The sequence below is a fragment of the Rhodococcus sp. 05-2254-2 genome (assembly GCF_002259095.1).
Taxonomy (GTDB): Bacteria; Actinomycetota; Actinomycetes; order Mycobacteriales; family Mycobacteriaceae; genus Rhodococcoides.
Genome location: NZ_NOZJ01000001.1, coordinates 17,597 through 42,596, shown reverse-complemented (window position 1 = coordinate 42,596; position 25,000 = coordinate 17,597). Strand labels below are relative to the sequence as shown.

Genomic DNA, 25,000 nt, shown 5'->3' with positions numbered 1-25,000 from the left:
TCCTGGGGTCGGGTGGATTCGAGAGTATGACTTCGACGGCCCCCGGAATTCACCGGCCAGCAGGTCAGTCCAGGATCGCGGTGGCCTCCACCTCGACGAGAACGTCGGGCTCGAACAGGTAGTCCACGCCGATCAGCGACGCAGGTGGCATCGGAGTAGGTAGTCCGATCTCCTCGACGACGCGGGTGACGCCGTCCATGAACTCACCGATCCGCTCCGGAGCCCAGTGCGTGACGTAGAACGTCAGCCGCAGGACGTCCTCGAATGTTGCTCCTGCACCGGCCAATCCGATCGCGGTGTTGCGCAGCGCCTGCGCCACCTGCCCGGCGAGGTCGTTCTCGGCGATCACCGACCCGTCCTCGTTGCGCGCAATCTGACCGCTGACGTGGATATGTCGAGACCCCTGGCCCACTGCTACGTGGTGATACGGGGTGGGTTGCATCATGCCGGACGGGGTGAATCGAGTGACGCTCATGAAGTTCCTCTCGTGGTGATCGAATCGGGGTATACCATTGATACTTGGTACACAAAGGACACTTCAAGGGAACCTGGTTTCATGACCGATACCGCAGATGGCGCGACAGAACTGACGATCAGCGCCCCACACCGTGAGCTGCTGGACCAGGTGCTGGACAAGTGGTCGCTTCAGGTGCTCAACGAACTGTGTGAGCGCCCTTGCCGATTCAACGATCTGCGCCGCACAATTCCCGCGGTGACTCAGAAATCCCTCACCGCAACGCTGCGAAAACTCGAACGCAACGGCATCATCGAACGGACGGTTCTCAGCACTCGCCCGGTAGCGGTGGAGTATCGAATGACGCAACTGGGCAAAACTCTTCGGGCACCCGTCGACGTGCTGTTGGCCTGGGCGGCCGCTCACATGCACGAAATCGACAGCGCACGAGATCGATTCGACGCTCTCTGATCCGCTCACCGCAGCAGCGTGCTGCCCTGATGTTCCGATATCTCGGAGAAGAGGTACACCCATGGCGAGCAATCCACAGCACTCCACCGCACGCGCTGACGCGTTGCTGTCCGGCCTGGTTTCGATGCTGCAACCGAAGAAAGTGGTCACCGTGGGTGCCAGCAGTGCCGGAATCGCATTGTCGAGGGCTCTCGAATCGGCGGCACCCGAAGTCTCGCCCCAACTCTGGAACTTTGGCACCGATCCGATCGAGTCGGTCACCGAGTCCTTGTTCGACTTGCCCCCTCGGGATCTGCACGACATCGGCCCATTCGACCTCGTCTGGATCGACGATGAATCCCTGGTGTCGAACGCACGGATCCTCCGTACTCTGTGGCCACACGTTGCGAAGGGAGGCGTTGCCGCCGTAGAGAACTCGTTCTCTCCGGCCGGGTCGAATCCTCTGTGGAATGCCATTCTGCGTTTCGGTGCCGACGACATCGAGACCCTGACGCTTCCGGGAATCGGCCTTCTGAAGAAGCGATCGGAGCCCGTTCGCGAGGTCGATTTCACCGACGAGATGGTGTCCGCCACCGGGGTTCCGCTGCGGTTCGAGTCCATCGGCGTGCACGACGATGCGCCGCTGCTGGACCACGCGACCGGCGTGCTTCATGCTCTCGCGGATTCGGATCTTCGGGCGGTCCTCTTCGCGATCGGCAGTGGAGTCTCGACACTGGCTGCGCTGCAATCCCACACGTCACTGTCGGTCCGTGCGACACACAAAGCGATCGCACGCCTGCTGACCCTGTCGGTGGTGACCCGGGTGGACGATCGACTCGTTGTGGACGAGAACACCGTGAAGAGTTTTCGGAATCTTCCGCGCACGACGCCCCCACCGACCGACATGTCTCGGTACAGCCGGGACCGACCCGAATTTCTGAAGGCAATCGCACGCCAGCTGAGTACGACGGGATGGTCCTCGGAGCATCAGGTCAACGAATTGTGCAGCTTCTTCGGCGACGACTACGCGACATTGCGACGCGAGCTCGTCGACACTGGGTTTCTCAAGCGAAACAGCGCAGGTTCGATGTACCGGGCGCAGAGCAACGACTAGATCGCCTGCCCACGGCCATGCGGAGGGGGCCCAGGATTCGGACGACGGCGTTGCGGGCAACCACTGGGTGAGGGCAGCAAACTTTGCTGGTCGCCATTCGGAGGTTTCCATGTACCTGCACGTTCAGTCACTCATTCACGACATTGCCACCGACGAGCCCGATCCGGCCGCCGCGAACGCCCTTCAGGAGGGCCTCGGTGGACAGTTCGGCGAGATGCGCACGATGATGCAGTATCTGTTCCAGGCCATGAACTTTCGTGGGGCTGCGGCCAAGCCGTACCGCGATCTGATCCAGGGAATCGGCACCGAGGAGATCAGTCACGTCGAGCTCATCGGCACCACCATCTCACGGTTGCTGGACGGCTCGCCGCAGTACCAGGGCAAGCTGGAAGACCCGCTGGACACGCCCGGTGCGGGCGGAGCCACTCCGTTGAATCTCGCTCTGTCACAGGGCAATATCCACCACTACCTCGTCGGAGCACAGGGCGCACTGCCGGTCGACTCCGTCGGCAACCCGTGGAGCGGTAGCTACGTCTACAACTCCGGCAATCTGGTTCTCGACCTCATGTACAACCTGATGCTCGAGTCGACCGGCCGCCTCCAGAAATGCCGGATGTACGAGATGACCGCCAACAAGGCTGCGCGATCGACTATTTCGTACCTGATCGTGCGCGACCAGGCGCACGAGAACGGCTACGCGAAGGCCCTCGAAACCCTCGGCGTCGAGTGGAAGAAGACGCTGCCGATTCCGAAGACCAACGCCGAGAAGTTCCCGGAGGTCCAGAAATTGGTCGAACTCGGCCTGCAGAGCAAGCAGTACAGCTTCGACCTCACCGGGGCGTCCGAGGCCGGACGCATTTACCAGGGCATGTCGCCGTCCAAGGACGGCACCGACCTCGATGCCAGTGAGCAGGCCCCCGCCGGCGCTCCGATGAAGATCTCACCCGAGCGACTCGAGGAGTTCGCGCCCGGACTCGACACCGACCTCATGGAGCTCATTCAGCAGACGGCCGAGATGGAGATGGCAGATATCGACGCCACGTTCGGAAAGATGAAGTAACTCCTACGCTTTCGCAGCCCGACCTCCATCGCACGACGGAGGTCGGGCTTCGTCACGTCCAGTACAGCAGCTGCGCTTCGGGTAGGACTGATTCGAGTTCTTCCACGAACCACGTCCGCATTTCCGACATGGTGTCCTTCGGGTAGACGTACTTCACGCCACCGAACTTGTTTCTCTTTGCTGTGCGGGCACTTTCGTCCATCTCGAGCTTCGTCCCCGGGTACCAGCTCAACAGCACGTCCTTGCTCGACGGCGTGAATCGGTGGGTGATGATCTCGGCGGTCAGGTCCAGATCGGGAACGTCACCCAACGCCTCGGCGACATTCGAGAGAAGTCGGCCGTACTGCTCTCGCCACCCCGGGATGGGCATGATCGGAGCGATGGTGAGCCCCACTCGATATCCGGCCAGCGCAAGCTGCCGTAGCGCCTCGATTCGAGCAGGCATCCGCGCAGTTCCGCCCTCGAACCGATGAGCGATGTCATCGGCATTGACCGACAAGCGAACTCGGGTACGGCGTCGGTGGTCCAACGTCACCAACTCGGTGACGTCGTCGAATTTGGTCGTGAAGCGCAACGACACGTCATCGCCGTAATCCCCCGCGCCCACTCGACGAACGGCCTCGGTGAGGGATCCGGTCACATGCTCGATACCCAACGGATCCGTATAGCAGGACAACTCGAAAGTGGTTCCCTCGTGCCCACGTTCCTCGGTGCCGGAGGTGATCGTGCCGCGGCCTGCGTGGGTACCGATGCCGGACAGCACGTCGTCGATGTTGGCGAACACTCTGGTGATCGGCGGCCCGGACAACGACCCCGCCAGATAGCAGTACTGACAGTGGGCCGGGCATCCCTTCGCCAGATCGATACGCCAGTCGGCGCTCGGCGGAATCGGTTGTGGTTTCAGCACACTCGGTGGTGCGACCACCACGGCCATCGTCGTCTTGGCTCGCGCGTAGGTCTCTCGCTCGGTCTCGCCCCGTAGACCCGTCAGGCGGTCACCGGGCAGCACGTCGATCTCGGTCACACCGGCCGCTTCGCACCGTCGAACTATCTCCGCAGTGCGGGGAAGCTCCGATGCAGACCGCGTGATCAGGACGCGCGACGGCGTCCAGAGTCGAGTGGGTGCAGAGAGGGTGTCGTCCATTATCTGGAGTCAACGCCCGCACACGGTGGATCCTTCCCGTTTCGGGGTTACGAGATCCAGGTGTTCGACGGTACCTCGGCGGGCCTACCCAACAGATAGCCCTGTCCTTGAACGAAACTCGGCAAGGCGTCGAGCTGGTCGAGAGTCTCGATACCTTCGACCACGCACCCCAACTCGAGATCTCGGGCGAGGTTGATGATCGCCCGAACGATACTGCTGCTCGTCTCGTCGCTGGTCATCGTGGCGGTGAACGACCGATCGATCTTCACTGCGCTCACCGGCAGTGTGGCCAGATACCGCAAGCTCGCGAATCCGGTACCGAAGTCGTCGATGGCGATGCCGACACCCAACTCACGCAGTTCACCGAGCTGACGCAGCATCGAGGAGCCGGACTCGAGCAGCACCGACTCGGTGAGTTCGAGAATCAGGTCCGCCGGAGCCATTCGGTGCCGTCCCAAAGCCGCGCTCACCACAGCAGCCATGTCCACGTGTTGAGCCTGCCGGGCACTGAGATTGACGGCAATCGTGACGGGGACACCCGAGTCCGAATCGAGCGGGTTCGCCGTACGCCATCGCACCAGAGTTCCCAGTGCGTCGTCCAGCACACGCTCCCCGAGCTCGGAGATCAGACCGGTGTCCTCGGCCACCGGGATGAATCGGTCCGGCGTAATCCCTGCGCCGTCGTCGTCACGCAAGCGCGCGAGTGCCTCGAAGCTCGTGAGCGCTCTGCTGTCCAGGTCGTAGACCGGCTGATAGACGACGTTCAGCCTCGCAGCTCCGCGGTGTTCGGGATCGAGGGCACCCCGCAAGGTCCGCTCGATGTAAGCACGCTCGAGGGCGTTCGCCCGCAGCGCGTCGTCGAACAATTCGATCCGGTCCTTACCGAGTTGCTTGGCCCGGTACATCGCGGAATCCGCGTCCCGCAGTACCTCCTGCGCGCTGGCACCCTTGCGAACCAACACCATGCCCACGCTGGCCGACACCACGTACTGGCTGCCCTGATACACGATCGGCGCGGCGAGAACCGCTCGGATGCGCTCGGCGACGCGTTCCGCCAACCCGGCACCGGCACGCTTGTCGGCACCGCGCTCGGCCGGCAACGCATCGACGACGAGGACGAACTCGTCACCGCCGACACGGGCGATCGAATCGTTGGCTCGCAGCACCGACCGCAACCGTCGCGCAACCTCGACGAGAACCGCATCACCGGCAGCATGCCCGCCGGTGTCGTTCACTCGTTTGAATCCGTCGAGATCGCAGAACAGCACCGCAGCAGCGGCTCCCGTGCTCTCACCGCGTGCGATCGCCGAGCCGATACGGTCGAGCAGCAGCATCCGATTGGGCAGCCCGGTCAGCGGATCCTGCAGGGCCGCTCGCTCGAGCGCGAGTTCTGCCTCGACGACGTCGGTCACTTCCCGCACCACCGAGAGGACCTCCGACACCTCACCCGACGGCCCACGTCGAAAGGGCGTGGTGCGTCGGGACAACCACCGCAGCGAGCCGTCGGCCGCGACCACCCGATAGCGGATACTGACGCTCTCACCCTCCGGAAGCGACGCCGCGGTTCGGTCCGCCGCTCGGACGACCTCGACATCTTGTTCCACCACCCCGTCCAATCGATCCTCGCCGTCAGTGGAGTCGTCGGACCGACCGAGTCCGAGCCACGGCACCCGACCGTCCTCGACCGCTCCATCCGAAGTCGGTCCGGTCAGTAGCGACCGCAGGCTGCGAGAAGCCCACGTCACCCGGCCGGTATCGACGGCGGTGACGGTCGTGATGTCCGGTGAAGCAGTCAACACCGCGTCACGAAAGGCCCGGGCCTGCTCGAGTTCGGCTCGCGCCGCCCGCTCGGCGGAGACGTCCTCGGAGAGCACCATGGCACCGACTATCCGGCCCGAATCATCCCGCAACGGCCTCGCTTCGACCTGAAAGATTGCGCCCGTTCGGGGGCTGACGGTATCGAACGAAATCTCCTCACCCGCCACGGCCGCCAGGTAATGCGGCTCGAGCATCGCGAAGGCTTCCGGCGACACCGTGTCTCGGAGCAGCTGCCCCTCCATCCGCCGCGGGTCGTAGCCCTCGGCCACCAGACCGGCACCCTCGACGAGGACGAATCGTAGATCGCAGTCCACGACCAGAACGGACGTGTGCGGCAGGTTCGCTGCCAACTGCCGGTATCGAGCCTCGCTCGCATCGTCGAACATCGAAGGCGAGCGGAGCAACGGACCGTAGAAGCGACGCATCCCCAGGTAGATCACACCGGCAAGTGCCGTTGATGCCGTCACCGCGACGTCGAGGGTGCCGCCCATCGACTCCCGCATCGCGTCGAGCATCCCCCCGCCTGAACCTGCAGCGAGATGCGAGGCGTGGCCGTCGAATCCTGTCCACAGGTGCACCGCGTGCACCAGGTGATGCGCGGCGCAGGTCAGGAAGATCGCTGCTGTGGCCACCGCCAACCTGTTGTTGCGCAGCTGTCCGGTCCGCATCAGCCCACGGACGATGAACAGCACGATCCCCAGATACGCGGCAGCGGTGATCCCGTTGAGGACCACCACCCACACCCAGCCGCTCACAGTGCGTGCTCACCGAATCGAGTCCGACAACGGTGGCTCTGGTTCCACTCGACACAGACGACGGGCATGACGCGACCCCCAGGGTTGTAGCCCACCGCGCAGAAAGACCGGTCCGGCCGGAGAAACCGAGTCGACCAGCCGCTCAGCACTTTGATATTCGACGAAGGTTATCCCACTCCGATTACCACAGCCGCCATTGGCGCAGCCCGGAAAAAGGTGTCGGCCTGGTGATTTCACCCTCCCTCGCAGCCCTCGACACAGCGTCGAACCCCGACGACTCCGTAGAGCAGAGTCGTCGGGTAAGAAGCTCTCATGCCCTTCGCCGACGAACTCCTCGGCCCGGATGCGGCCGGCACGCTGTTTCGGACCATGCGCACCGCCGCTCCGGGCGCAAATCTGTCGGTACTCGAAGGATCGATCGATCGACTGGGTCCACTCGCGCTTCGAGCCCGCGCAGATCTGTTGCGTGACGGCCTGCTCTCGGCACTGCCCGGCACCTACACGGAGTTCGCCCGCATCATCCGACGTGCCGCCACCGATCCCGACTTCCGGGGCTGGGCGGTCTGGCCGGTCACGAGCGCTGTCGCATCGAAGGCCGTCGAGGAGAACACCTCGAGCGCATTCGACGACGGAATGGCCTTGCTCGCCGAGCTCACCGGCCGACTCAGCTCGGAATTCGCCATCCGCTCGTTTCTTCGAGCCGACCTGGATCGGTCGCTCGCAATCGCGTCGGACTGGACGACATCCTCGGACGAGCATGTGCGGCGTCTGGCGTCTGAGGGCACCCGCCCGTATCTTCCGTGGTCGGTGCGCGTCCCCGAAATACTCGCGCGCCCGGGCGTCACGGTGCCGATCCTGGACCGGCTCTACCGAGACGACAGTGATTACGTTCGACGTTCTGTCGCGAACCATCTCAACGATGTCAGCCGAGACGTCCCGGACTTGGTCGTCGGGACCACCACCCGGTGGCTCGACAGCCCGGACGCACACACCGAAAAGCTTGTGCGACATGCACTTCGGACGGTGATCAAGAAGGGAAACCGGGACGCGCTCGAGCTGCTCGGGTTCGCTCCGGCCGACCTCGATGTGGACGGCCCCACCCTCGACGTCACGGAGCTGCCCATGGGCGGAGAAGTGGAGTTCACGGCCTCGATCCGCAACGTCGGCACCGAACCGGCCAAGGTTGCGATCGACTACATCGTGCATCACACCAAAGCCAACGGTGGGGTGACGGGGAAGACGTTCAAGCTGACGACGAGAACGATCACGCCCGGTGACAGCATCGATGTGCGGCGGCAGCATTCGTTCAAGCCGCTGACCACACGGAAGTACTACCCCGGCCCACACTCCATCGAGCTCCAGATCAACGGTGTGAGTTACGGTCGCGCGGAGTTCTCGCTCGGGGGCTAGCGGCGAGCGTCGTGCAGCTCACATGCAGCACCTCGGGTACGTCCGTACGGTCGAAGAGGTGCGCAAGAAGTGGCGGTGGCTGGCGGTGGTGCTCGGCATCGCCGTGCTCGTCGCAACTCCCTCGGTGATCTCGCGCTTGCCCGTCGACCCGTCCGACATCGGCGCGGCCGAACTGCTCGAACAGGTCAAGTCCTCCACCGAGACGCCGTACTCGGGCTACGCCCAGGCGGTCGGCGGTGTCATCATTCCGGTGACCGAGGGGCTCGGCGGCCTGCCGGATCTGCTCGGCGACACCACCTCTCTGCGTGCCTGGTATCGCGCCCCGGACAGCTGGCGCGTCGACACCGTGCGTCTGGCCGGTGAGCGCGGTCTCTACCGGAGCCCGACGCGGCTGTGGGGATGGGACTACGAGCAGAACACGGCCGTGGTGACCCCGGTCCCCGAACCGAGCCTGCGCCTGCCACGCGAGGCCGACCTGCTCCCCCCGGAGCTGGGCCGGCGGTTGCTGAGCGAGGCGACCGCGGATGAGGTCACCCGGCTTCCGGCACGCCGGATCGCCGGTCGCGACGCCCCTGGCCTGAGGCTCGTCCCCAGCCAGCCGCAGAGCACCGTCACCGGAGTCGACGTCTGGGTCGACCCCGACAGCGGGCTCCCGCTGCAGGTCGACGTGCTGGGAGCCGGGGCCACCCGTCCGGTCGTCAGCACCGCGTTCCTCGACTTCTCCTCCGAGATTCCCGATGCCGACACCGTCCGTTTCGTTCCCCCGCCCGGTACCGACGTGCAGCAGCAGGACGGTGGCGACATCGCCTCGTTCGCCGACCGGCTCGACACCTCAGGCCTGCCGTCGACCCTGTCCGGCCTCGATCTGCGCCCCCGCGAAGGCCAGGGTTCGGTGGGAATCTACGGCCGCGGCGTGACCCAACTGTTCGCCGTTCCCCTGCCGCGACGCGCCGCGGGCGGACTCGTCGAACAGTTGCAGTCCGCCCCCGGGGCGGTCGTCACCGACGACAGCGTCGCGGTGTCGATCGGACCACTCAACGTCCTCGTCACCGAACCCACCGACGACCGGCGTCGCTATCTGCTGTCCGGCACCGTCACCGCGGAGACCCTGACGACCGCCGCCCAACAGCTCGGAGGAGCAGCCACATGATCCGCACGACCGGCCTGACCAAGAGCTACGGATCGGTGCGGGCAGTCGACGGTGTCGACCTCGACGTGCGCGCCGGCGACATCTACGGCTTCGTGGGCGCAAACGGCTCCGGCAAGACGACGACCGTGCGCATGCTGCTCGGCCTGGTGCTGGCGACCTCCGGGCAGATACAGGTGCTCGGCGAGGAGATGCCCCGGCGACGCCGAAGCGTGCTGCCACGGGTGGGGGCGCTGATCGAGAACCCCGCCGCCTACCCCAACCTGTCCGGACGCAGAAACCTCACGCTGCTCGACGCGGCCGGTCCGGGTGGGTCCCGGCGGACCCGGAAAACCAGGGTCGGTGAAGCCCTCGAGCAGGTGGGCCTCGCCGGAGTGGGACGCAGACCGGTCAAGCAGTACTCGCTCGGCATGCGGCAGCGTCTCGGGCTGGCGGCGGCGCTGATGCGTACCCCCGAACTGCTGATCCTCGACGAGCCGACCAACGGACTCGACCCACAGGGAATCCTCGAGATTCGAGAGTTGCTGCTGGGCTTGCACTCTCAGGGCACCACGGTGTTCCTCTCCAGCCATCTGCTGGCCGAGGTGGAGCAACTGTGCGACCGAGTGGGAGTGCTCGACCGAGGTCGACTCGTCCTGCAGGACCAGCTGTCCTCGATGCAGCGGTCCACCGGCCGGGTGTCGGTGCGCACCGCCGATCCCGCTCACGCGGTCTCCGTGCTCTCCGGCGTCGAGGGGGCCACGGTGCTCGAACGTGTGGGTCAGCAAATCGTCGTCGAGCATCAGGACCCAGCCGAGCTGAACCGGCTCCTCGTCGAGGGCGGAGTCCGGGTGAGCGAGCTGAGCGAGCAGCGGATGAGCCTCGAACAGTCCGTGCTGGCTGTCACCGGGGCCAGTTCCGACAGAGTCGACGCCCCCGGCGCACTTCGAGACAGCGCCACCCGGACCGAGGTGACCGCATGATCGGCGTCGAACTGCGCGCAATGCTGCGCCGACCCCGCACCTGGGTCGTAATCCTTCTGCTCAATCTGCTGCCGACCATCGTCGCGGGCCTCCTCGCCCTGACCGACGTCGGTCCGCGTCCCGGCGAAGGCCCCGCCTTCCTCTCTGCGGTGACCACCAACGGCCAGCTGTTTCCGCTCGCCGCGCTCGCCATCGTGCTCCCGCTGTTCCTGCCCGTCGCCGTGTCGGTGATCGCAGGCGATGCCGTCGCCGGGGAGGCCCAGGCCGGCACGCTGCGCTACCTGCTCGCCCGCCCGGTGGGACGAACCAAACTACTGGTGGCGAAGCTGGTCTCGGTTGCCGCCTTCGTGCTGCTGGCCGTCGTCGTCGTGGCCGTCATCGCATACTTCGTCGGCACGACGCTGTTCGACGTCACGACCCTGGGGGGCGTCTCCAGCGTGTCCGGCACAGTGCTGACCGACGAACAGGTCGCCACGCGCACCGTTATCGCCGTGCTCTACGTGACCATGTCCATGCTCGGAGTCGCCGCCATGGGCCTGTTCCTCTCGACCCTGACCGACTCCCCGCTCGCCGCGACATTGGGCGCGTTGGCGTTCCTCATCGCGAGCTCGCTGCTGCTGACGCTGGACGCCGCCGACGCCATCGCGCCGTACCTGCCGACGCGATACTGGTTGGCTTTCGTCGACCTGTTCCGCGACCCGGTGCCGACGCGGGACCTGATGCGCGGCGTCGGTGTGCAGGGCGTCTACGTCGTCGTTCTTCTCGGCGCGGCGTGGGCGAACTTCACCACCAAGGACATCACGAGCTGAGACGGCTGCAATCGGCTGCGCCGAGCTGGGTGGTGGAGTCGCCGTCCAACTGGGCGGAGACCATCGCGCCGACCAGAGGATCGCGGGGCAGGTTCCCGTGATCGACGGTCGAGTCCGCACACACGCTCTGAACGGGGATGTTGACGGCCCCGTCGAGTTCGGCCGACGTCGGCGGGGTCACCACCTGATCCAACTCGGTCCAGATCGACACCCACTGCGGCCCCTCCGGGGTCTCGTCCCCGGAGTTCAGGGCGGCGAACACGGAACTGTCCGGGGCGAGCTGCTGACAGGCGGTCGCGCACTGGTCGGGCACGAACTGGGCCGCCAGAGCCGCCACCTGAGTGCCGTGGTGCGGGGAGCCGAGAGTGACGATGCGTCGGGCCTGCTCGGCACCGCCGAGGTCGGCGGCCCAGAGCCGGGCCACCACCCCACCGGCGGAATACCCGACGACGTCGACCGAGCTCGCTCCCGTCCGAGCCAGAGCCGCGTCGACGGCGTCGCGCAGGGTCTGCGCCTGCACGGTCAGATCGCCGACGCCACCGTCGGGCAGGGCCACCACTGTGGCGTCGCGGCCGTCCTCCCGTAGTTCGGCCGCGAGCACCTCCAGCGAGTCGGTGGATCCGCCGAACCCGGGGATCAGCAGCACCGGGCCGGGAACGGACTGGTCGACGCTCGCGACGGGGTCGTTCGCGGGGCGCGATGCGACGAAGGCCCCCACAGCCGCGACGACCGCGACCAATACGAGGGCCAATAAGACGAACACGAGACGGCGGCGAGCCGGGGCGAGGGAGGCGAACACTCTGTCCAGTGTGCCTGGCGATCACGCCTGATCGCGGACCACCGGAGGAACGAGCACGAACTTCCCCACGTGGTCCCTTTCCAGGAAGCGCTGCTGGGCGGCCGCGATCTGCTCAAGCGGAAACGACTCGGCCAACAGGGGACGAATCTCACCGGCTTCGATGTACGACACGAGGTTCGGAAACACGTCCTCGTCCCACGCCGTGCAGCCGAGGAGCGTCAGGTCGTTCAGGTACATCGTCCGTAGATCCAACGCGACGATGGGTCCTGCGATCGCACCCGAGGACACGTACGTTCCCCCGCGAACCAGGACGTCGAGCAAAGGACCGAAACCGTCGCCTGCGACGTTGTCGATCACCACATCGACGCTGCGCTTGCCGAGGGCGTCCACCACGTCGACATCACGCCCGTAGACCTCGTGGACGCCGAGTTCGCGGAGCTGGTCGTGCTTGGCCCGGCTCGCGACGCCGATCACGCGGGCGCCGCGTCGAGCGGCGAGTTGCACTGCGGCAGAACCGACTCCGCCCGATGCGCCGGTGATGAGCACTGTCGACCCTCGATTCACCCCCGCGCGGGCGATCATGTTTTCCGCCGTGCCGTAGGCACACGGAATCGTCGCCAGTTCCGCGTCGGTCCACCCACAGTCGACCGGAAAGATCTCGCTCGCCGGAACGACGACGAACTGTGCGAACGCGCCGTCCATGTCCGAACCCAACCAGCGCGTCTCGCCCGACGAGAAGCCGTCGACGCGCATGCACGATCGAACCAGGACACGGCTGCCGACGATGGATTCGTCCGTCCCCGGACTCGCACACAAGAGACCGCAGCAGTCCGTGCCCTGAATCAGCGGAAAAGGCGTCGCGTCGTTCCACCCGCCGTCCGCGTACCAGCCCACGCGTGTGTTGATTTCGGTGTTGTTCATCCCCGCGGCCAACACTCGAACGAGCACCTCCCCGGGGCCCGGCACGGGTATCGGCACCTCGGACACGACGAGGTTGTCGTACCCACCGTTGCCGGTGGTGACGATGGCTGTCATCAGATCACCGCGGGTGCTATCGGTTCGCATGAAGTCATCTTGCAGGACCGATGTCACGAACAGGCCGATGCAGCGCTGGATCGACAACCAAAAAGGCCCCCGACGCGCTGGTGCGTATCGAGGGCCTGCTGGTGGAGCCGCCTAAGAGAATCGAACTCTTGACCTTTTCATAACGGACCCGCTGAGCAACTATTCCGTCGGGTCGTAACGAGTCCGCGTATTACAGGCCACGAGCGTTGCCGTTCTGGTCCGTTCCGAGGAACAGTCGGTCACTCCAACAGCTTTTTCGTGCCCTTAAAGTGCCCTGGGGCCGTCTCGGGCCGTCGCAGGATGCCCCGCGAGCCATCCCGCCGCGCCGCTACGTACAAGTCTCCGAGTAAAAGGTGCGGTCGCTGCGTCTGGGTCGGACGATTCGGGTTCCGATGTCGGCGGTGTGAGGCTTAGCTCGGTGCTACCGCGCCGACGCAGCTCGACAGAGACCTGCACTCGTACTCGCCGGCCTTCTGATACTCGAAGTTGAATCCACCGAAGCTGCGGTACACCCTCCACAGCGGATCCCCGCACTGCACACAGGACACATCTGTCAGACGCCACTCTCCAGCCATGTTGAGACCGTACCTACATCGCTACCACTACGGCCGGATACGTGCTCCTGCGATCACACCGTTGACCGTCAGGTCGCCTCCTCGGTCGACAACGTCTCCCGTGCAAGTCCCGTTCAGGGCGACTACCGCACCTTCGTGCACGTCCAAAGTACCGACCATCCCGAGGATGCGTGCGTGGCCGCCCCGCTCGACCACGACGGTGCCTGTCACCATGCCCTGGAGGGTGAAATCACCGCCATCTACAACGGTGACACTCCCATCGATTTTGCCCTGCTCTCGAACCTGGCTACTGATGATCTTGTTTGACATTGAGGGAGTCTACGACGAGCGTCGGCGTCCGCGCCGAGCGTTAGATGCGCCGCATTGCTGCGTCGCACTACGAATCTTGGCCGGGTTCGTCTCGTGAGGGTCGACGCTGAGCGTTGCGTGTTCCATTAGGGAAAAGATGCGATGCAATTATGTAAGCGATCCCCAAGACTTCAACGACAGTTGCCGAAATCCATGCCGTCATCACCAGGTCGGAAATTTCTCCCCACTGCGACTTCAGGTAGAGAACAAAAATCCCGAAGTTGCCGACCAAAGTCCCAGAGACGGCCCACACGGACCACTTGAAGAATTTCTCACGTTGGTCGTTTGCTTGCTCCTCCTTCTTCTGCTGTGTCTTGCGCATGGCAGAGAGGTGAGCTTCGAGGGCGGATGGATCTTGAGAATTGGCTGGCGAGCCATTCTGCAACTGAGACCGATTTGCAGTGGTGAAATCAAACCAGGCGGCCACCGCACTCTTTGCGGACGTCCGGGACACGCCTGGATCCAATTGAGGTGCCGCCGGTTTCGCGACCTCCGCGGAGTCGTCCGACAATTCGGTTTCGTCGAGGTGGTCGAATTCCTCGTCAGACGGTTCTGGGCCGTTCACCCCGCGGCAGCCGCTCTCAAATCAATATTTAGGCGACGAAGCCGCACTTCCATTGCGGGTACGGACACGTCAAAGTAACCGGCCATTCGGATCAGAGACAGTCGATCTTCGAGTTCGAGGACACGCTGCTCGGGCATAAGTAGATTTCCCGCGAACTCGTCGGCGTAGAACTCGTGAGCGTCACGCTTCGATGTCCGCTTGTCGACGAAGGAGAACCCTTTGCTCAAATCCGACTTGGTCTGCGTACGTTCGACGTAGTGGCCCAACTCGTGAGCACAGGTGAATCTCTGGCGCGGCCGGGTATCTCTAATCTCCACCCATATCTGCGATTGAGTTTCGAGCCGTGCCACGATCAAACCCGATGTGTCGTCATCGAGTTCCATCCGTCCTGCGCGGATACCCATTCGCTCGGCGATCACGAAAGGATCAACAGGGAAACCCTCGTCGTTCCAGTAGGTACGGAGAACGTCTTCAGCGTCACGTTTCGCCATGTCTTTGATCAGCACGTCACACCTCACCCCGTCTCACACATCATCAACTACGTGTACCCAACTTGTACCCATCATTATGCACACCCTTCCGACACGTTTGGTATAACCAGCTGAACTACGATGTGCGGTTCTTCCATCGTGCGTGCGCTCTGCGTTCCGAGCTGGATTGATGCCAGCGGGTTGCGCTACGTCGCGCCGGTCATCGCCGACGACTGAGCAGTGCCCCCGGATCGGTCCTGGTTCGGGACTCCGACTTCACCTAGGGTCCACGTCATGGTTGATTGGGGATCCGTACCAGCCTGGCTCGGCGCGGTCGGGACGATCAGCGCCGTGATAGTTGCCCTCACACTCGCAGTCCGCGACAGCCGCCGATATGCCGCAGACGAAGACATTCGCGCTGCCGAGCGACGCGATCTCGAGGCAGCGCAAGCACGCCTGATCTTCTTCGAGCTGAGCGCCTTCGGCGGCATGAAAGTTACAATCGTCAACCGCAGCGAAGCACCGATTCACCACGTGTCTGTCGACGATGTGGTTAAGGTCGACTCGCCCGATGCCACCTGGAGGGTTAACCCGCGGGTCCGAGGCGCACGAGCAGAAACGAACACCATCGACGCCCAAGGTTATTTCATCATTCCCGTCGAGCACCTCGACACGACGGGAACAGTCTTGAACCACCGCACCGGCGAATACAAGCTCACGTTCAGCTTCCTCGACGCTGCAGGACTGCGTTGGACCAAGACAGGCATGAACGCCCCAACCCGGGTACTCACCGACGAATAAGGAGCACCCCCGCCCTATCGAGACCTCAACATCGAAGGCGGAAGGGTCGCCAGCTACGGACGGAATCGCTCGAGAGACAACGGAGGAACAATCTCGTGGTCCTCGGTGATCCGAACCCGCTCAGACCGCTCGATGCCCGCCGGCGGCACCGGCAGCAACTCCTTCGGGACCATCTAGCCGTAGAACTCGTGGGCACCACCAGCCTCCAGCCTGTCCGCGTACATCCCGGCCGGATTCTTGGGAAGCCCTGCGCTGTGCCGCCGGGACCGCTCGCTCTCCGTACTTCGATATCAGATGAGCCCGGATCGCAGCACCCTTCCCACCCTCAACGACAGTCTCGGCCTTGGCGGAGCTGCTCCCGTTGGCTTTAGACTGTCGGGTCACACCGTCGTAGTCCGGGTATCGAGTGCGAGCCACCCATATCCCGGTCGGGTCGCCGGCACTCTCCTTGATCTCGGAGCACGCTTCCGACCAAGCAGCAGCCTATCGACCTGTGGGATGCGCGGATCGAACGCAACCACCTTGAGCAGATCGGGAACGTGCGGACATCGTGGCGTCAGGTCCGCGGCGAGGACTACGACTGGGTGAAGCCGCACTCGTTCAGAAAGACGGTGGGCACCCTGGTCGAGCGCGAGTTGGGGCTGTCGGCCGCGTCGGCGCAGTTAGGCCACTCGGGTAGCGCGGTCACCGAGAAGCACTACATTGAACGTGCAGCGATGGCTTCAAATGTCAGCGGAGGACTCGACAAACTCGCTCCCTGTCGGACCAGGTCAATAAGAGTTGATGATCTGACGCTGAAACCGAGCCGTAAACGTGCCCTGGGTACGAAAAAGGGCAGGACCGAGGCTGTAGAAACTGCCCCTGACCTGCCCTATGCGAGCCGCCTAAGAGAATCGAACTCTTGACCTTTTCATTACGAGTGAAATGCTCTACCGACTGAGCTAAGGCGGCGTGCCTTTCGGCGTTGGTGAGTCTAACGGAGCATCACGTCGAAACGAAAATCGCCCTCCCTCGAGCCGCGAGGCGGGCTCGGCCGCTAGCGGAGCACGTCGCCCAGCGTCGCGACCATCGCATAGATCGCGAACTTCGGTTTTGCATTGACTGCCAACGACTCTCGACATTCGAGGATTGCCTCGATACTCTTCAGCAGCGCCTCGGGCGAGACGGCTTTTGCCATTCGCTCGACCTGCTCGGCCATGTCGGGATGGGTCGCCGTGGCGGTCGATCCGTACGAGCGCGCGAGCGCATCTCGATACAGGCCCACCAGATCCATCAGCGCGCGATCGAGTGAATCGCGACCGGTTCTGGTGGCACGCGACTTCTGCCGCTTCTCGAGGTCCTTGAGCACTCCGGCCGAGCCGCGTAGCGCACCCGCCGCACCCTTGCCGGTACCACCGGCTCCGAGAGCCGTCCGCAACTCCTCGGTCTCGGCCTCGTCGCGGGAGGCACTCATTTCCTTGGCCTCGTCCTCGGCGGCCTTCACCAGCTCCTCGGCCGCGAGGTACGCCTGATTGGGCCGAGCTGCAGCCGACGCCAGCGCCAGTGCACGTTTACGACGCGCTCGAGCGTCCTCGTCGGTGGCGAGACGACGCGCTCTGCCCACGTGGCCGCCACTGATCGACGCGGCCCACTCTGCCGTCTCGGCGTCGAGCTTGTCGCGGGTCTGCAAAACCTGGGCGATCGCCGGCACCGTGGGTGTCACCAGCGAAACGTGCCGGCACCGCGAGCGCAGAGTCACCGAGATGTCCTGCGGATCGACCGACGGCGCACACAGAAGGAACACCGTCTTGGCCGGCGGCTCCTCGACGACCTTGAGCAACACATTTCCGGCACCCTCGGTGAGCCGATCGGCGTCCTCGACGACCACCACCTGCCACAGGCCAGTGCTGGGTCGACGCGAGGCGATGGAGACGATGTCTCGCATCTCCTTGGTGCTGATGCTCAATCCCTCGGGTACGACGCGTCGCACATCGCCGTGGGTACCGGCCATGGTCGTCGAGCAGGCCTGGCAGTGCCCACACCCGGGAGTGCCCTCGGTGGTGCACTGCAATGCCGCAGCGAAGCACAGGGCAGCGATGGAACGTCCGGACCCGGGCGGGCCGGTGAACAGCCACGAATGCGTCATCGCCGACGAGTCGACGCCTGTGCGAGCGGCCACCGCAGCGGCCGTCAGATCGGCCTCGACATCTTCCTGACCGACCAATCGATCGAACACACCCGCCATGCACGCAACCCTAGTGGTTGGGGCCGACAACCCGAACCCGCGAACTCGAAGTTACGGCGGCTTTGAACCGTTTTCACATCCATAACTTCGAGCTCGGCGGCTACTCGGTGTCGGTCTTCTTCGCTGGTGCCTTCTTGGCCGGGGTCTTCTTCGCGGCAGTGGTCTTGGAGGCAGTGGTCTTGGAGGCCGTCTTCTTGGCTGCAGCTTTCTTTGCCGGAGCCTTCTTCGCTGCGGCCTTCTTTGCCGGAGCCTTCTTGGCGGCAGCCTTCTTCGCCGGTGCCTTCTTCTTCACCGGACCGCGAGCACGCCTGTCCGCCAACAACTCCGACGCACGATCGTCGGTGATCGACTCGACCTCGTCGTCCTTGCGCAGGCTGGCGTTGGTCTCGCCGTCGGTGACGTACGGCCCGAAGCGACCGTCCTTGATCACCATCGGCTTCTCACTGATCGGGTCGACGCCCAGCTCACGCAGCGGCGGCTTGGCTTCGCCCTGACGACCCCGACGCTTGGGCTCGGCGTAGATCTTCAACGCCTCTTCCAGGGTGACGGTGAACATCTGATCCTCGTCGGCGAGCGAGCGAGAGTCGGTGCCCTTCTTCAGGTACGGGCCGTATCGACCGTTCTGCGCGAGGATCTCTTCCTTGGACTCCGGATCGACTCCGACGACGCGGGGCAGCGAGAGCAGCTTGAGCGCATCCTCGAGCGTGATGGTCGCCAGGTCCATGGACTTGAGCAGAGAACCGGTGCGCGGCTTGGGGCCGGTTGCCTTCTTCGCAGCCGCCTTCTTGGCCGGAGCTTTCTTGGCCGCCGCCTTCTTCACCGCGGTCTTGACGCCACCGCCACCGTCACCGTCGTTGCCGGACGGCACCGGGACGATATCGGGCTCGGGGGGCGTGGGTTCGGGTTCCGGCTCGGGCAGGATTTCGGTGACGTAGGGACCGAAACGGCCTTCCTTCGCGACGATGTCGTGACCGGTCAGCGGATCGACACCCAGCTTGCGCCCCTCTTGCGGTGTGGCGAAAAGCTTTTCGGCGAAGTCGATCGTCAACTCGTCCGGCGGAAGATCGTCGGGCAGGTTGGCGCGCTGGCTGATCGGATCGCCGTCGGGATCATCGTCGCTGACGACCATGCGCTCGAGATACGGACCGTAACGGCCCACGCGCACATGGATTTCGCGACCCTCGGAGTCGTCGAACAGACGGATGGAGTTGATGGTGCGGGCGTCGATCTCTTCGAGATTCTGGCCGACCATCTTCTTCAGTCCACCGGAGCGAGCCACCGAACCCTCGGCACCGGTGTCGCCGCCGAAGTAGAAGCTCTGCAGCCAATTGCCGCGTCGCTCACGGCCTCCCGCGATGGCGTCGAGGTCGTCCTCCATGCCTGCGGTGAAGTCGAAGTCCACCAGACGCCCGAAGTGAGCCTCCAGCAACGCAACCACCGAGAACGCCACCCACGACGGCACCAGTGCACTGCCGCGCTTGTAGACGTAACCGCGGTCGAGAATGGTCTTGATGATCGACGAATACGTCGACGGCCGACCGATGCCCAGCTCCTCGAGCGTCTTGATGAGCGACGCCTCGGTGAAACGCGCGGGCGGGTTGGTGGTGTGACCGTCGGGATCGAGCTGGGTGGCGGTGACGGCCTGGCCCTGAACCAGTGCGGGCAAACGTGATTCGGCATCGTCGGACTGTCCGCCGGCCTGATCGTCGACGCTCTCCACGTAGGCCTTGAGGAAGCCGGCGAACGTGATGGTGCGACCCGAAGCGGAGAAGGTGCACTCCTCGCCGGTGCCGGCGGTTCCGGTGATGCGCAGTGTCAGCGTGGTGCCGCGCACGTCGGCCATCTGCGACGCGACCGTGCGCTGCCAGATCAGCTCGTACAGGCGGAATTCGTCGGTCTGCAGGGCCGAGTGCAACTGACCGGGCGTCTGGAAGACGTCACCGGACGGGCGGATGGCCTCGTGGGCCTCCTGCGCGTTCTTGACCTTGCGGGTGTACTGCCGCGGCGAGGGATGGACGTACTCCGGCCCGTAGAGCTCGGTCGCCTGTGTGCGTGCCGCCGAGATCGCCGACGCCGACAGCGTCGTCGAGTCGGTACGCATGTAGGTGATGTAGCCGTTCTCGTACAGCCGCTGCGCGACACGCATGGTGCGCTCGGAGCTGAAGCGCAACTTGCGGGCGGCTTCCTGCTGCAGCGTCGACGTCATGAACGGCGGGTACGGCTTGCGGGTGTAGGGCTTGTCCTCGGCGGACGCGACCGTCAGATCGACGCCCTCGAGAGCCTCGGCGAGGCGTCGGGCACGGGGTTCGTCGAGGACGGTCACTGCATCGGACTTGAGCTTGCCGTCGGCCCCGAAGTCGCGACCGGCGGCGACGCGATTGCCGTCGACATTGACCAGACGGGCACCGAAACTGCGCGGCGTTGCCTCGGCTCCGGCGTCGAGCGTGGCGGAGATGTCCCAGTACTCGGCGCTGCGGAAAGCCATCCGCTCGCGCTCACGCTGGACGACGATGCGGGTGGCGACGGACTGCACTCGGCCTGCCGAGAGCTTCGGCATGACCTTCTTCCACAGCACCGGGCTGACCTCGTAGCCGTAGAGACGGTCGAGGATACGACGCGTCTCCTGGGCGTCGACCAGGTCTTGGTCCAGGTCGCGGGTATCGGCCGCTGCGGCGAGGATGGCCGGCTTGGTGATCTCGTGGAACACCATGCGTCGAACGGGGATCTTGGGGTTCAGGGTCTCGAGGAGATGCCAGGCGATGGCCTCACCCTCGCGGTCGGGGTCAGTGGCGAGATAGAGCTCGTCGGCATCCTTGAGCAGGCTCTTGAGCTCGGCGACCTTGCCCTTCTTCTCCGGCGAGACGACGTAGAGGGCCTCGAAGTCGTGGTCGACGTCCACGCCGAGACGCGCCCAGGGCTCACCCTTGTACTTCGCGGGAACATCCGCGGCACCGCGGGGAAGGTCGCGAATGTGGCCGACGGAGGCCTCGACGACGTAGTTGCTCCCGAGGTACGGGGCGATCTTCTTTGCCTTGGTCGGAGACTCGACGATGACCAGACGACGTGGCTCGGCGGAGCTGTCCCCCGTGCCGTTGTTACGTGCTGCCACCTTGCTGCCGAACCTTCCCTAGTGCGTTTTCACAGGCAGATTTGCCTGTCCCACTACTAACAGACTGACATACGTCGGCCAAATACTCGCAGATCAGTCACAGATCGGCCTACTCGGCGTGGGGCCAATTGGTACGTGCGTCCACGTTCTGTGGAGCCTCGCCGACGTTCTCGGTGAGCCGCAGCAGCCGGCGTCGACCGGTGATTCGGAGGCCCGGATTGGACCCACGCGTGCCGATCAGCGTCGGTGCGATGCCCGCGCGCATCAACGACTGAGCGAGGACGGCGTGAGTTTCCGGCGCGTGGGGATCCAGACCGAGCACGTACCGCTCCCCCTCTGCCTCGGGACGACCCGACGCGAGCACCCAGGCGCGCAGTTCGCGGGAACCCGGTACCCAACCGGGCGGCACGGCCTTGACAGCGCCCTTGGTCCACAGAGACGCCAATGCGGACAGTTCGGGCACCGACGCAGTACGCACCAGAGGCCTGTCCTCCTCCGATCGACCGAGCTCCGGCGTCAGACCGCATTGCTCGATGAGTTCGGCGATGGCATCCGCGCGCCACTGAGCGTCGACCACGACCGAAATTCGGGCCGCACCCGCCGAGGTGACGACATGGCCGGTGGCAGCCAGCAGCCCACCGAGATCGGTCACCGCGGGCGGCAACGACTCGGCGGAGAAGAAGGACAGCTGGTTCACAGCATGGACATTAGGACATCGACGCCCGCACTCACGGCTTTCGGCGCTCCCCGGTGGTTCGTGGAAACGAAACATCCCCCTTTTCGATCGGCCTCGTAAGACCGATGAAAAGGGGGATGACGGTTCTCGACTCCAAAGAGAAGAGAATCAGACTGCGCGAACGCCCGTGGCCTGAGGACCCTTGGTGCCCTGGCCGACCTCGAACTCGACGCGCTGGTTCTCCTCGAGGGTGCGGAAGCCGCTGCCCTGAATCTCGGAGTAATGAACGAAGACGTCAGCGGAGCCGTCTTCTGGTGCGATGAATCCAAAGCCCTTTTCGGCGTTGAACCACTTCACAGTTCCCTGTGCCATGCTTTTCCTTCTCTTTCTAACACCGGATTCGATGGAGCGCACTTTCGGTCCATCGGGCCGGTTCCGACCGCTGCACTTTCTACGAATCCCCCTCAGGATTCCCCCTGACGGACGAGCTCTTCCAGTACCGCGCCCGCAACATTAGATCCTGCGAGCGTAGAACGAACACAGAAGCTGCGACCGCGTCAAGTGAACCATGAACTCCGCGTTCGCAACAGTCGAAAGTCGACCGTTTTCGAACATTTTGTCCGTGTTGTAGAAACGGACAACATCCGACAAGCGAATTCCTGCTCCCACCAGGGCGCGAAGGAGCTGAGCAGGTCCCCGCTAGCATGGGGTTGTCGCGAACAGCCCGACGGCGCTTGTAGATCGAACGAATGCATGGAGGCCCGTGAGCGAGAAGAATCCGCTGGGCGGTGCGGAGGCCGGGAGCTACGGGCAGCGGTTGCTGGATCGAGTTTTGGCGGGATCGCCCGCGAGCGAGAGCCCGTTGACCCACGTCGCCGAACTGCCGGCACGCGCCTCCCAGTTCTCCTCCTGGCCATCATGGGTGGGCCCGGAAGTGGTGCAGGTGATCACCTCTCGTGGGATCTCACAACCCTGGACGCATCAGGCGCGTGCGGCAACACTCGCCGCCGAAGGTAGCCATGTGGTGCTCTCGACCAGCACCGCGTCGGGCAAGTCGCTGGCGTATCAACTCCCCATCCTCACGACGCTGTCCGCCGATGCCCGAGCGACCGCGCTGTATCTGGCCCCCACCAAGGCTCTCGGTGCCGATCAGCTGCGCACCACGATCTCGATCACCGACGAGTTGCGTTCGGTATCAGACGAACTCGCCGAGGTGTTCCCGAGCGCGTACGACGGCGATACGCCGATCGAGATTCGCCAGTGGGCCCGCACGAACGCGCGCTGGATCTTCACCAATCCCGACATGCTGCACCTCGGTATCCTGGGTTCGCACGAGCGGTGGTCGCGTTTCCTCCGCAACCTCCGCTACGTGGTGGTGGACGAATGCCATTACTACCGTGGTGTTTTCGGATCCAATGTCGCATTGGTGCTCCGCAGGCTACGACGCCTGTGCGCCCGGTACGGAGCATCGCCGGTGTTCGTTCTCGCCAGTGCCACCACGTCCGAACCGGGGCGGGCCGCGAGCCGACTCATCGGAGCGCCGTGCGCGGAAGTCACCGAAGACGGATCCCCGCACGGAGCCCGCACCGTCGCGCTGTGGGAACCGCCGTTGCTGAAGGAGATCACCGGCGAAAACGGGGCTCCGGTCAGGAAATCCGCGGGTGCGGAAGCGTCGCGCATCATGGCCGACCTCCTGGTGGAGGGCGCGCGAACTCTGGCATTCGTGCGGTCCCGGCGCGGAGCCGAGGTGACCGCGCTGGGGACCCAGAGAATTCTCGCCGACGTCGATCCGCAATTGATACGACGCGTCGCCGCCTATCGCGCAGGGTATTTGGCCGAGGATCGGCGCAAACTCGAATCCGATCTGTCCGACGGCACGTTGCTCGGCGTCGCCACCACCAATGCGCTCGAACTGGGCGTCGACATCGCCGGTTTGGACGCGGTGATCGTCGCCGGCTTTCCCGGCACCGTCGCGTCGTTCTGGCAACAGGGCGGCCGGGCCGGTCGACGCGGGGAGGGCTCGCTGCTGGTGCTCGTTGCGCGCGACGATCCACTCGACACATATCTGGTGCATCACCCGGCGGCTCTGTTGGACAAGCCCGTCGAGGCGACCGTCACCGACCCCACCAACCCGTACATCCTGGCTCCGCAATTACTCTGCGCTGCAGTCGAACTACCGATCACCCTCGTCGAGGCCGAGGAGCTGAGCGCGGAATCGGTGCTCGAGGAACTCGAACTGAAAGGCTATGTGCGCAAGCGTCCGCACGGGTGGTTCATCACTCCCGAGGGGCAGCAGTTGTCGCCGCACGGTGCGGTGAACATTCGCGGCGGCAACGGGGTGCAGGTGGCCATCGTCGACGGCGAGTCCGGTCGCATGCTCGGCACCGTCGACGGCGGCAGAGCGCCCGCCACCGCCCACCCGGGTGCCGTCCACATTCACCAGGGTGAGTCGTTCGTGGTCGACGACCTCGATCTCGATGCCGGCCTCGCACTGGTGCACGCCGAGCAGCCCGAGTGGAACACCTCGGCCCGCGAGATCACCGACATCTCGATCACCGCGGTGCACGAATCCGTCGACTACGGCGAGGTACGCGTCGCACTGGTGCAGGTCAACGTCACGCATCAGGTCGTCGGATATCTGCGACGCCTCCTCTCCGGCGAGGTACTCGACTCCATCGAACTCGACATGCCCGCACAGACACTCGACACCAGAGCCGTCATGTACACCATCACCCCGGAGTTGCTCGAGCACAGCGGAGTTCCGTACGAACGATTCCCCGGATCACTGCACGCGGCCGAGCACGCCGCCATCGGGCTGCTGCCCCTGGTGGCGACGTGCGATCGCTGGGACATCGGCGGAGTGTCGACGGCTCTGCACCCCGACACCGGCCTGCCTACGGTGTTCGTCTACGACGGATACGACGGCGGAGCAGGCTTCGCCGACCGCGGTCACATGGCCATCGCCGATTGGCTCACGGCCACCAAAGACGCCATCGTCTCCTGCGAATGCCAAACAGGTTGCCCCTCCTGTGTGCAATCACCCAAATGCGGAAACGGCAACGATCCATTGGACAAAGACGGTGCTGTTCGAGTGTTGACGGCGGTACTGGCGGCCATCACTCGGGAGGGTTGAGTCCGGGGATTCCGATTCAGCGCCGGTCCAGTGATGGTCCAGCGCCGGTCCAGTGACGGTCCAGCGATGGGCGCAAACGCGCGCGCATTCGCTGAACGCGTGCAAAATCGGC

At 64.6% G+C, this 25,000-nt stretch carries 21 protein-coding genes, 1 tRNA gene and 1 pseudogene; 10 read left to right on the top strand and 13 right to left on the bottom strand.

The window, feature by feature from the left end; all coding sequences use genetic code 11:
- Window positions 1-64: 64 nt before the first annotated feature.
- The gene (locus tag CH283_RS00195; protein ID WP_068054214.1) at window positions 65-475 is read right to left on the bottom strand and encodes a RidA family protein; all 411 of its coding nucleotides are present in this window, start codon (window positions 473-475) and stop codon (window positions 65-67) included.
- A gap of 81 nt (window positions 476-556) precedes the next feature.
- Between CH283_RS00195 and CH283_RS00190 the strand changes: the two genes are divergently transcribed.
- From CH283_RS00190 to CH283_RS00180, 3 genes are all read left to right on the top strand, one after another.
- On the top strand, window positions 557-925 hold the full coding sequence (locus tag CH283_RS00190) for a winged helix-turn-helix transcriptional regulator (protein WP_068054212.1): 369 nt from the start codon (window positions 557-559) through the stop codon (window positions 923-925).
- Window positions 926-986: 61 nt separating this feature from the next.
- Window positions 987-2,018: a DUF2087 domain-containing protein gene (locus CH283_RS00185; protein ID WP_094638646.1), complete on the top strand. Its 1,032-nt coding sequence runs from the start codon at window positions 987-989 to the stop codon at window positions 2,016-2,018.
- A 109-nt stretch (window positions 2,019-2,127) separates the two neighbouring features.
- Entirely contained in the window at window positions 2,128-3,078 is a 951-nt protein-coding gene (locus CH283_RS00180) for a manganese catalase family protein (protein ID WP_068054204.1), read from the top strand.
- Between the two features lie 52 nt (window positions 3,079-3,130).
- On the opposite strand, the gene CH283_RS00175 is transcribed toward CH283_RS00180, so the two are convergent.
- Together CH283_RS00175 and CH283_RS00170 are read right to left on the bottom strand one after the other, a co-directional pair.
- Window positions 3,131-4,222, bottom strand: coding sequence for a spore photoproduct lyase family protein (locus CH283_RS00175; RefSeq protein ID WP_094638645.1), 1,092 nt, complete (start codon window positions 4,220-4,222; stop codon window positions 3,131-3,133).
- A 47-nt stretch (window positions 4,223-4,269) separates the two neighbouring features.
- Window positions 4,270-6,795 carry a putative bifunctional diguanylate cyclase/phosphodiesterase gene (locus tag CH283_RS00170; protein ID WP_094638644.1) on the bottom strand — a complete coding sequence of 842 codons (2,526 nt, stop codon included), beginning with the start codon at window positions 6,793-6,795 and terminating at the stop codon, window positions 4,270-4,272.
- A gap of 312 nt (window positions 6,796-7,107) precedes the next feature.
- Here CH283_RS00170 and CH283_RS00165 point away from each other — a divergent pair, with 312 nt between their 5' ends.
- The 4 genes from CH283_RS00165 to CH283_RS00150 are packed head-to-tail and all read left to right on the top strand — an operon-like array spanning window position 7,108 to window position 11,123.
- Complete coding sequence (locus CH283_RS00165) at window positions 7,108-8,205, top strand: DNA alkylation repair protein (protein ID WP_094638643.1); 1,098 nt, start codon at window positions 7,108-7,110, stop codon at window positions 8,203-8,205.
- 22 nt (window positions 8,206-8,227) lie between these two features.
- Complete coding sequence (locus CH283_RS00160; RefSeq protein WP_094638642.1) at window positions 8,228-9,355, top strand: LolA family protein; 1,128 nt, start codon at window positions 8,228-8,230, stop codon at window positions 9,353-9,355.
- Window positions 9,352-10,314, top strand: coding sequence for an ABC transporter ATP-binding protein (locus CH283_RS00155; RefSeq protein WP_094638641.1), 963 nt, complete (start codon window positions 9,352-9,354; stop codon window positions 10,312-10,314). Before CH283_RS00160 ends, CH283_RS00155 begins: the two co-directional genes overlap by 4 nt.
- A complete protein-coding gene (locus CH283_RS00150) occupies window positions 10,311-11,123 on the top strand; it encodes an ABC transporter permease (protein ID WP_094638640.1) in 813 nt (270 codons plus the stop codon). The genes CH283_RS00155 and CH283_RS00150 overlap by 4 nt, the downstream gene beginning before the upstream one ends.
- Here CH283_RS00150 and CH283_RS00145 read toward each other — a convergent pair.
- Window positions 11,113-11,922 (bottom strand): esterase/lipase family protein, encoded by an 810-nt coding sequence (locus tag CH283_RS00145; RefSeq protein ID WP_094638639.1) that lies wholly within the window; start codon window positions 11,920-11,922, stop codon window positions 11,113-11,115. The two genes, CH283_RS00150 and CH283_RS00145, sit on opposite strands and share 11 nt — an antisense overlap.
- A 21-nt stretch (window positions 11,923-11,943) precedes the next feature.
- On the bottom strand, window positions 11,944-12,987 hold the full coding sequence (locus CH283_RS00140) for a zinc-binding dehydrogenase (protein WP_217901080.1): 1,044 nt from the start codon (window positions 12,985-12,987) through the stop codon (window positions 11,944-11,946).
- 749 nt (window positions 12,988-13,736) lie between these two features.
- Between CH283_RS00140 and CH283_RS28595 the strand changes: the two genes are divergently transcribed.
- Window positions 13,737-13,868 (top strand): hypothetical protein, encoded by a 132-nt coding sequence (locus tag CH283_RS28595; protein WP_255183028.1) that lies wholly within the window; start codon window positions 13,737-13,739, stop codon window positions 13,866-13,868.
- Between the two features lie 70 nt (window positions 13,869-13,938).
- On the opposite strand, the gene CH283_RS00130 is transcribed toward CH283_RS28595, so the two are convergent.
- Window positions 13,939-14,475, bottom strand: a complete 537-nt coding sequence (locus tag CH283_RS00130) for a hypothetical protein (protein ID WP_094638637.1) — start codon at window positions 14,473-14,475, stop codon at window positions 13,939-13,941.
- Window positions 14,472-14,981, bottom strand: a complete 510-nt coding sequence (locus CH283_RS00125; RefSeq protein ID WP_094638636.1) for an ImmA/IrrE family metallo-endopeptidase — start codon at window positions 14,979-14,981, stop codon at window positions 14,472-14,474. Before CH283_RS00125 ends, CH283_RS00130 begins: the two co-directional genes overlap by 4 nt.
- 258 nt (window positions 14,982-15,239) lie before the next feature.
- Between CH283_RS00125 and CH283_RS00120 the strand changes: the two genes are divergently transcribed.
- Window positions 15,240-15,746, top strand: a complete 507-nt coding sequence (locus CH283_RS00120; protein WP_094638635.1) for a hypothetical protein — start codon at window positions 15,240-15,242, stop codon at window positions 15,744-15,746.
- A gap of 878 nt (window positions 15,747-16,624) precedes the next feature.
- Here the strand turns inward: CH283_RS00120 and CH283_RS00115 are convergent.
- From CH283_RS00115 to CH283_RS00095, 6 genes and pseudogenes are all read right to left on the bottom strand, one after another.
- A tRNA-Thr gene (locus CH283_RS00115) sits at window positions 16,625-16,697 on the bottom strand.
- Between the two features lie 85 nt (window positions 16,698-16,782).
- Entirely contained in the window at window positions 16,783-17,919 is a 1,137-nt protein-coding gene (locus tag CH283_RS00110) for a DNA polymerase III subunit delta' (protein ID WP_373454862.1), read from the bottom strand.
- Window positions 17,916-17,954: pseudogene (locus CH283_RS29110) on the bottom strand (hypothetical protein). The gene CH283_RS00110 and the pseudogene CH283_RS29110 overlap by 4 nt, the downstream one beginning before the upstream one ends.
- Window positions 17,955-18,070: 116 nt before the next feature.
- Window positions 18,071-21,079: a type I DNA topoisomerase gene (topA, locus tag CH283_RS00105; protein ID WP_094638633.1), complete on the bottom strand. Its 3,009-nt coding sequence runs from the start codon at window positions 21,077-21,079 to the stop codon at window positions 18,071-18,073.
- Between the two features lie 109 nt (window positions 21,080-21,188).
- Window positions 21,189-21,776, bottom strand: coding sequence for a hypothetical protein (locus CH283_RS00100; protein ID WP_094638632.1), 588 nt, complete (start codon window positions 21,774-21,776; stop codon window positions 21,189-21,191).
- Between the two features lie 147 nt (window positions 21,777-21,923).
- Entirely contained in the window at window positions 21,924-22,127 is a 204-nt protein-coding gene (locus CH283_RS00095; protein ID WP_005248460.1) for a cold-shock protein, read from the bottom strand.
- Window positions 22,128-22,518: 391 nt separating this feature from the next.
- Between CH283_RS00095 and CH283_RS00090 the strand changes: the two genes are divergently transcribed.
- Window positions 22,519-24,888 carry a DEAD/DEAH box helicase gene (locus CH283_RS00090; RefSeq protein ID WP_176460166.1) on the top strand — a complete coding sequence of 790 codons (2,370 nt, stop codon included), beginning with the start codon at window positions 22,519-22,521 and terminating at the stop codon, window positions 24,886-24,888.
- Window positions 24,889-25,000: the final 112 nt, after the last annotated feature.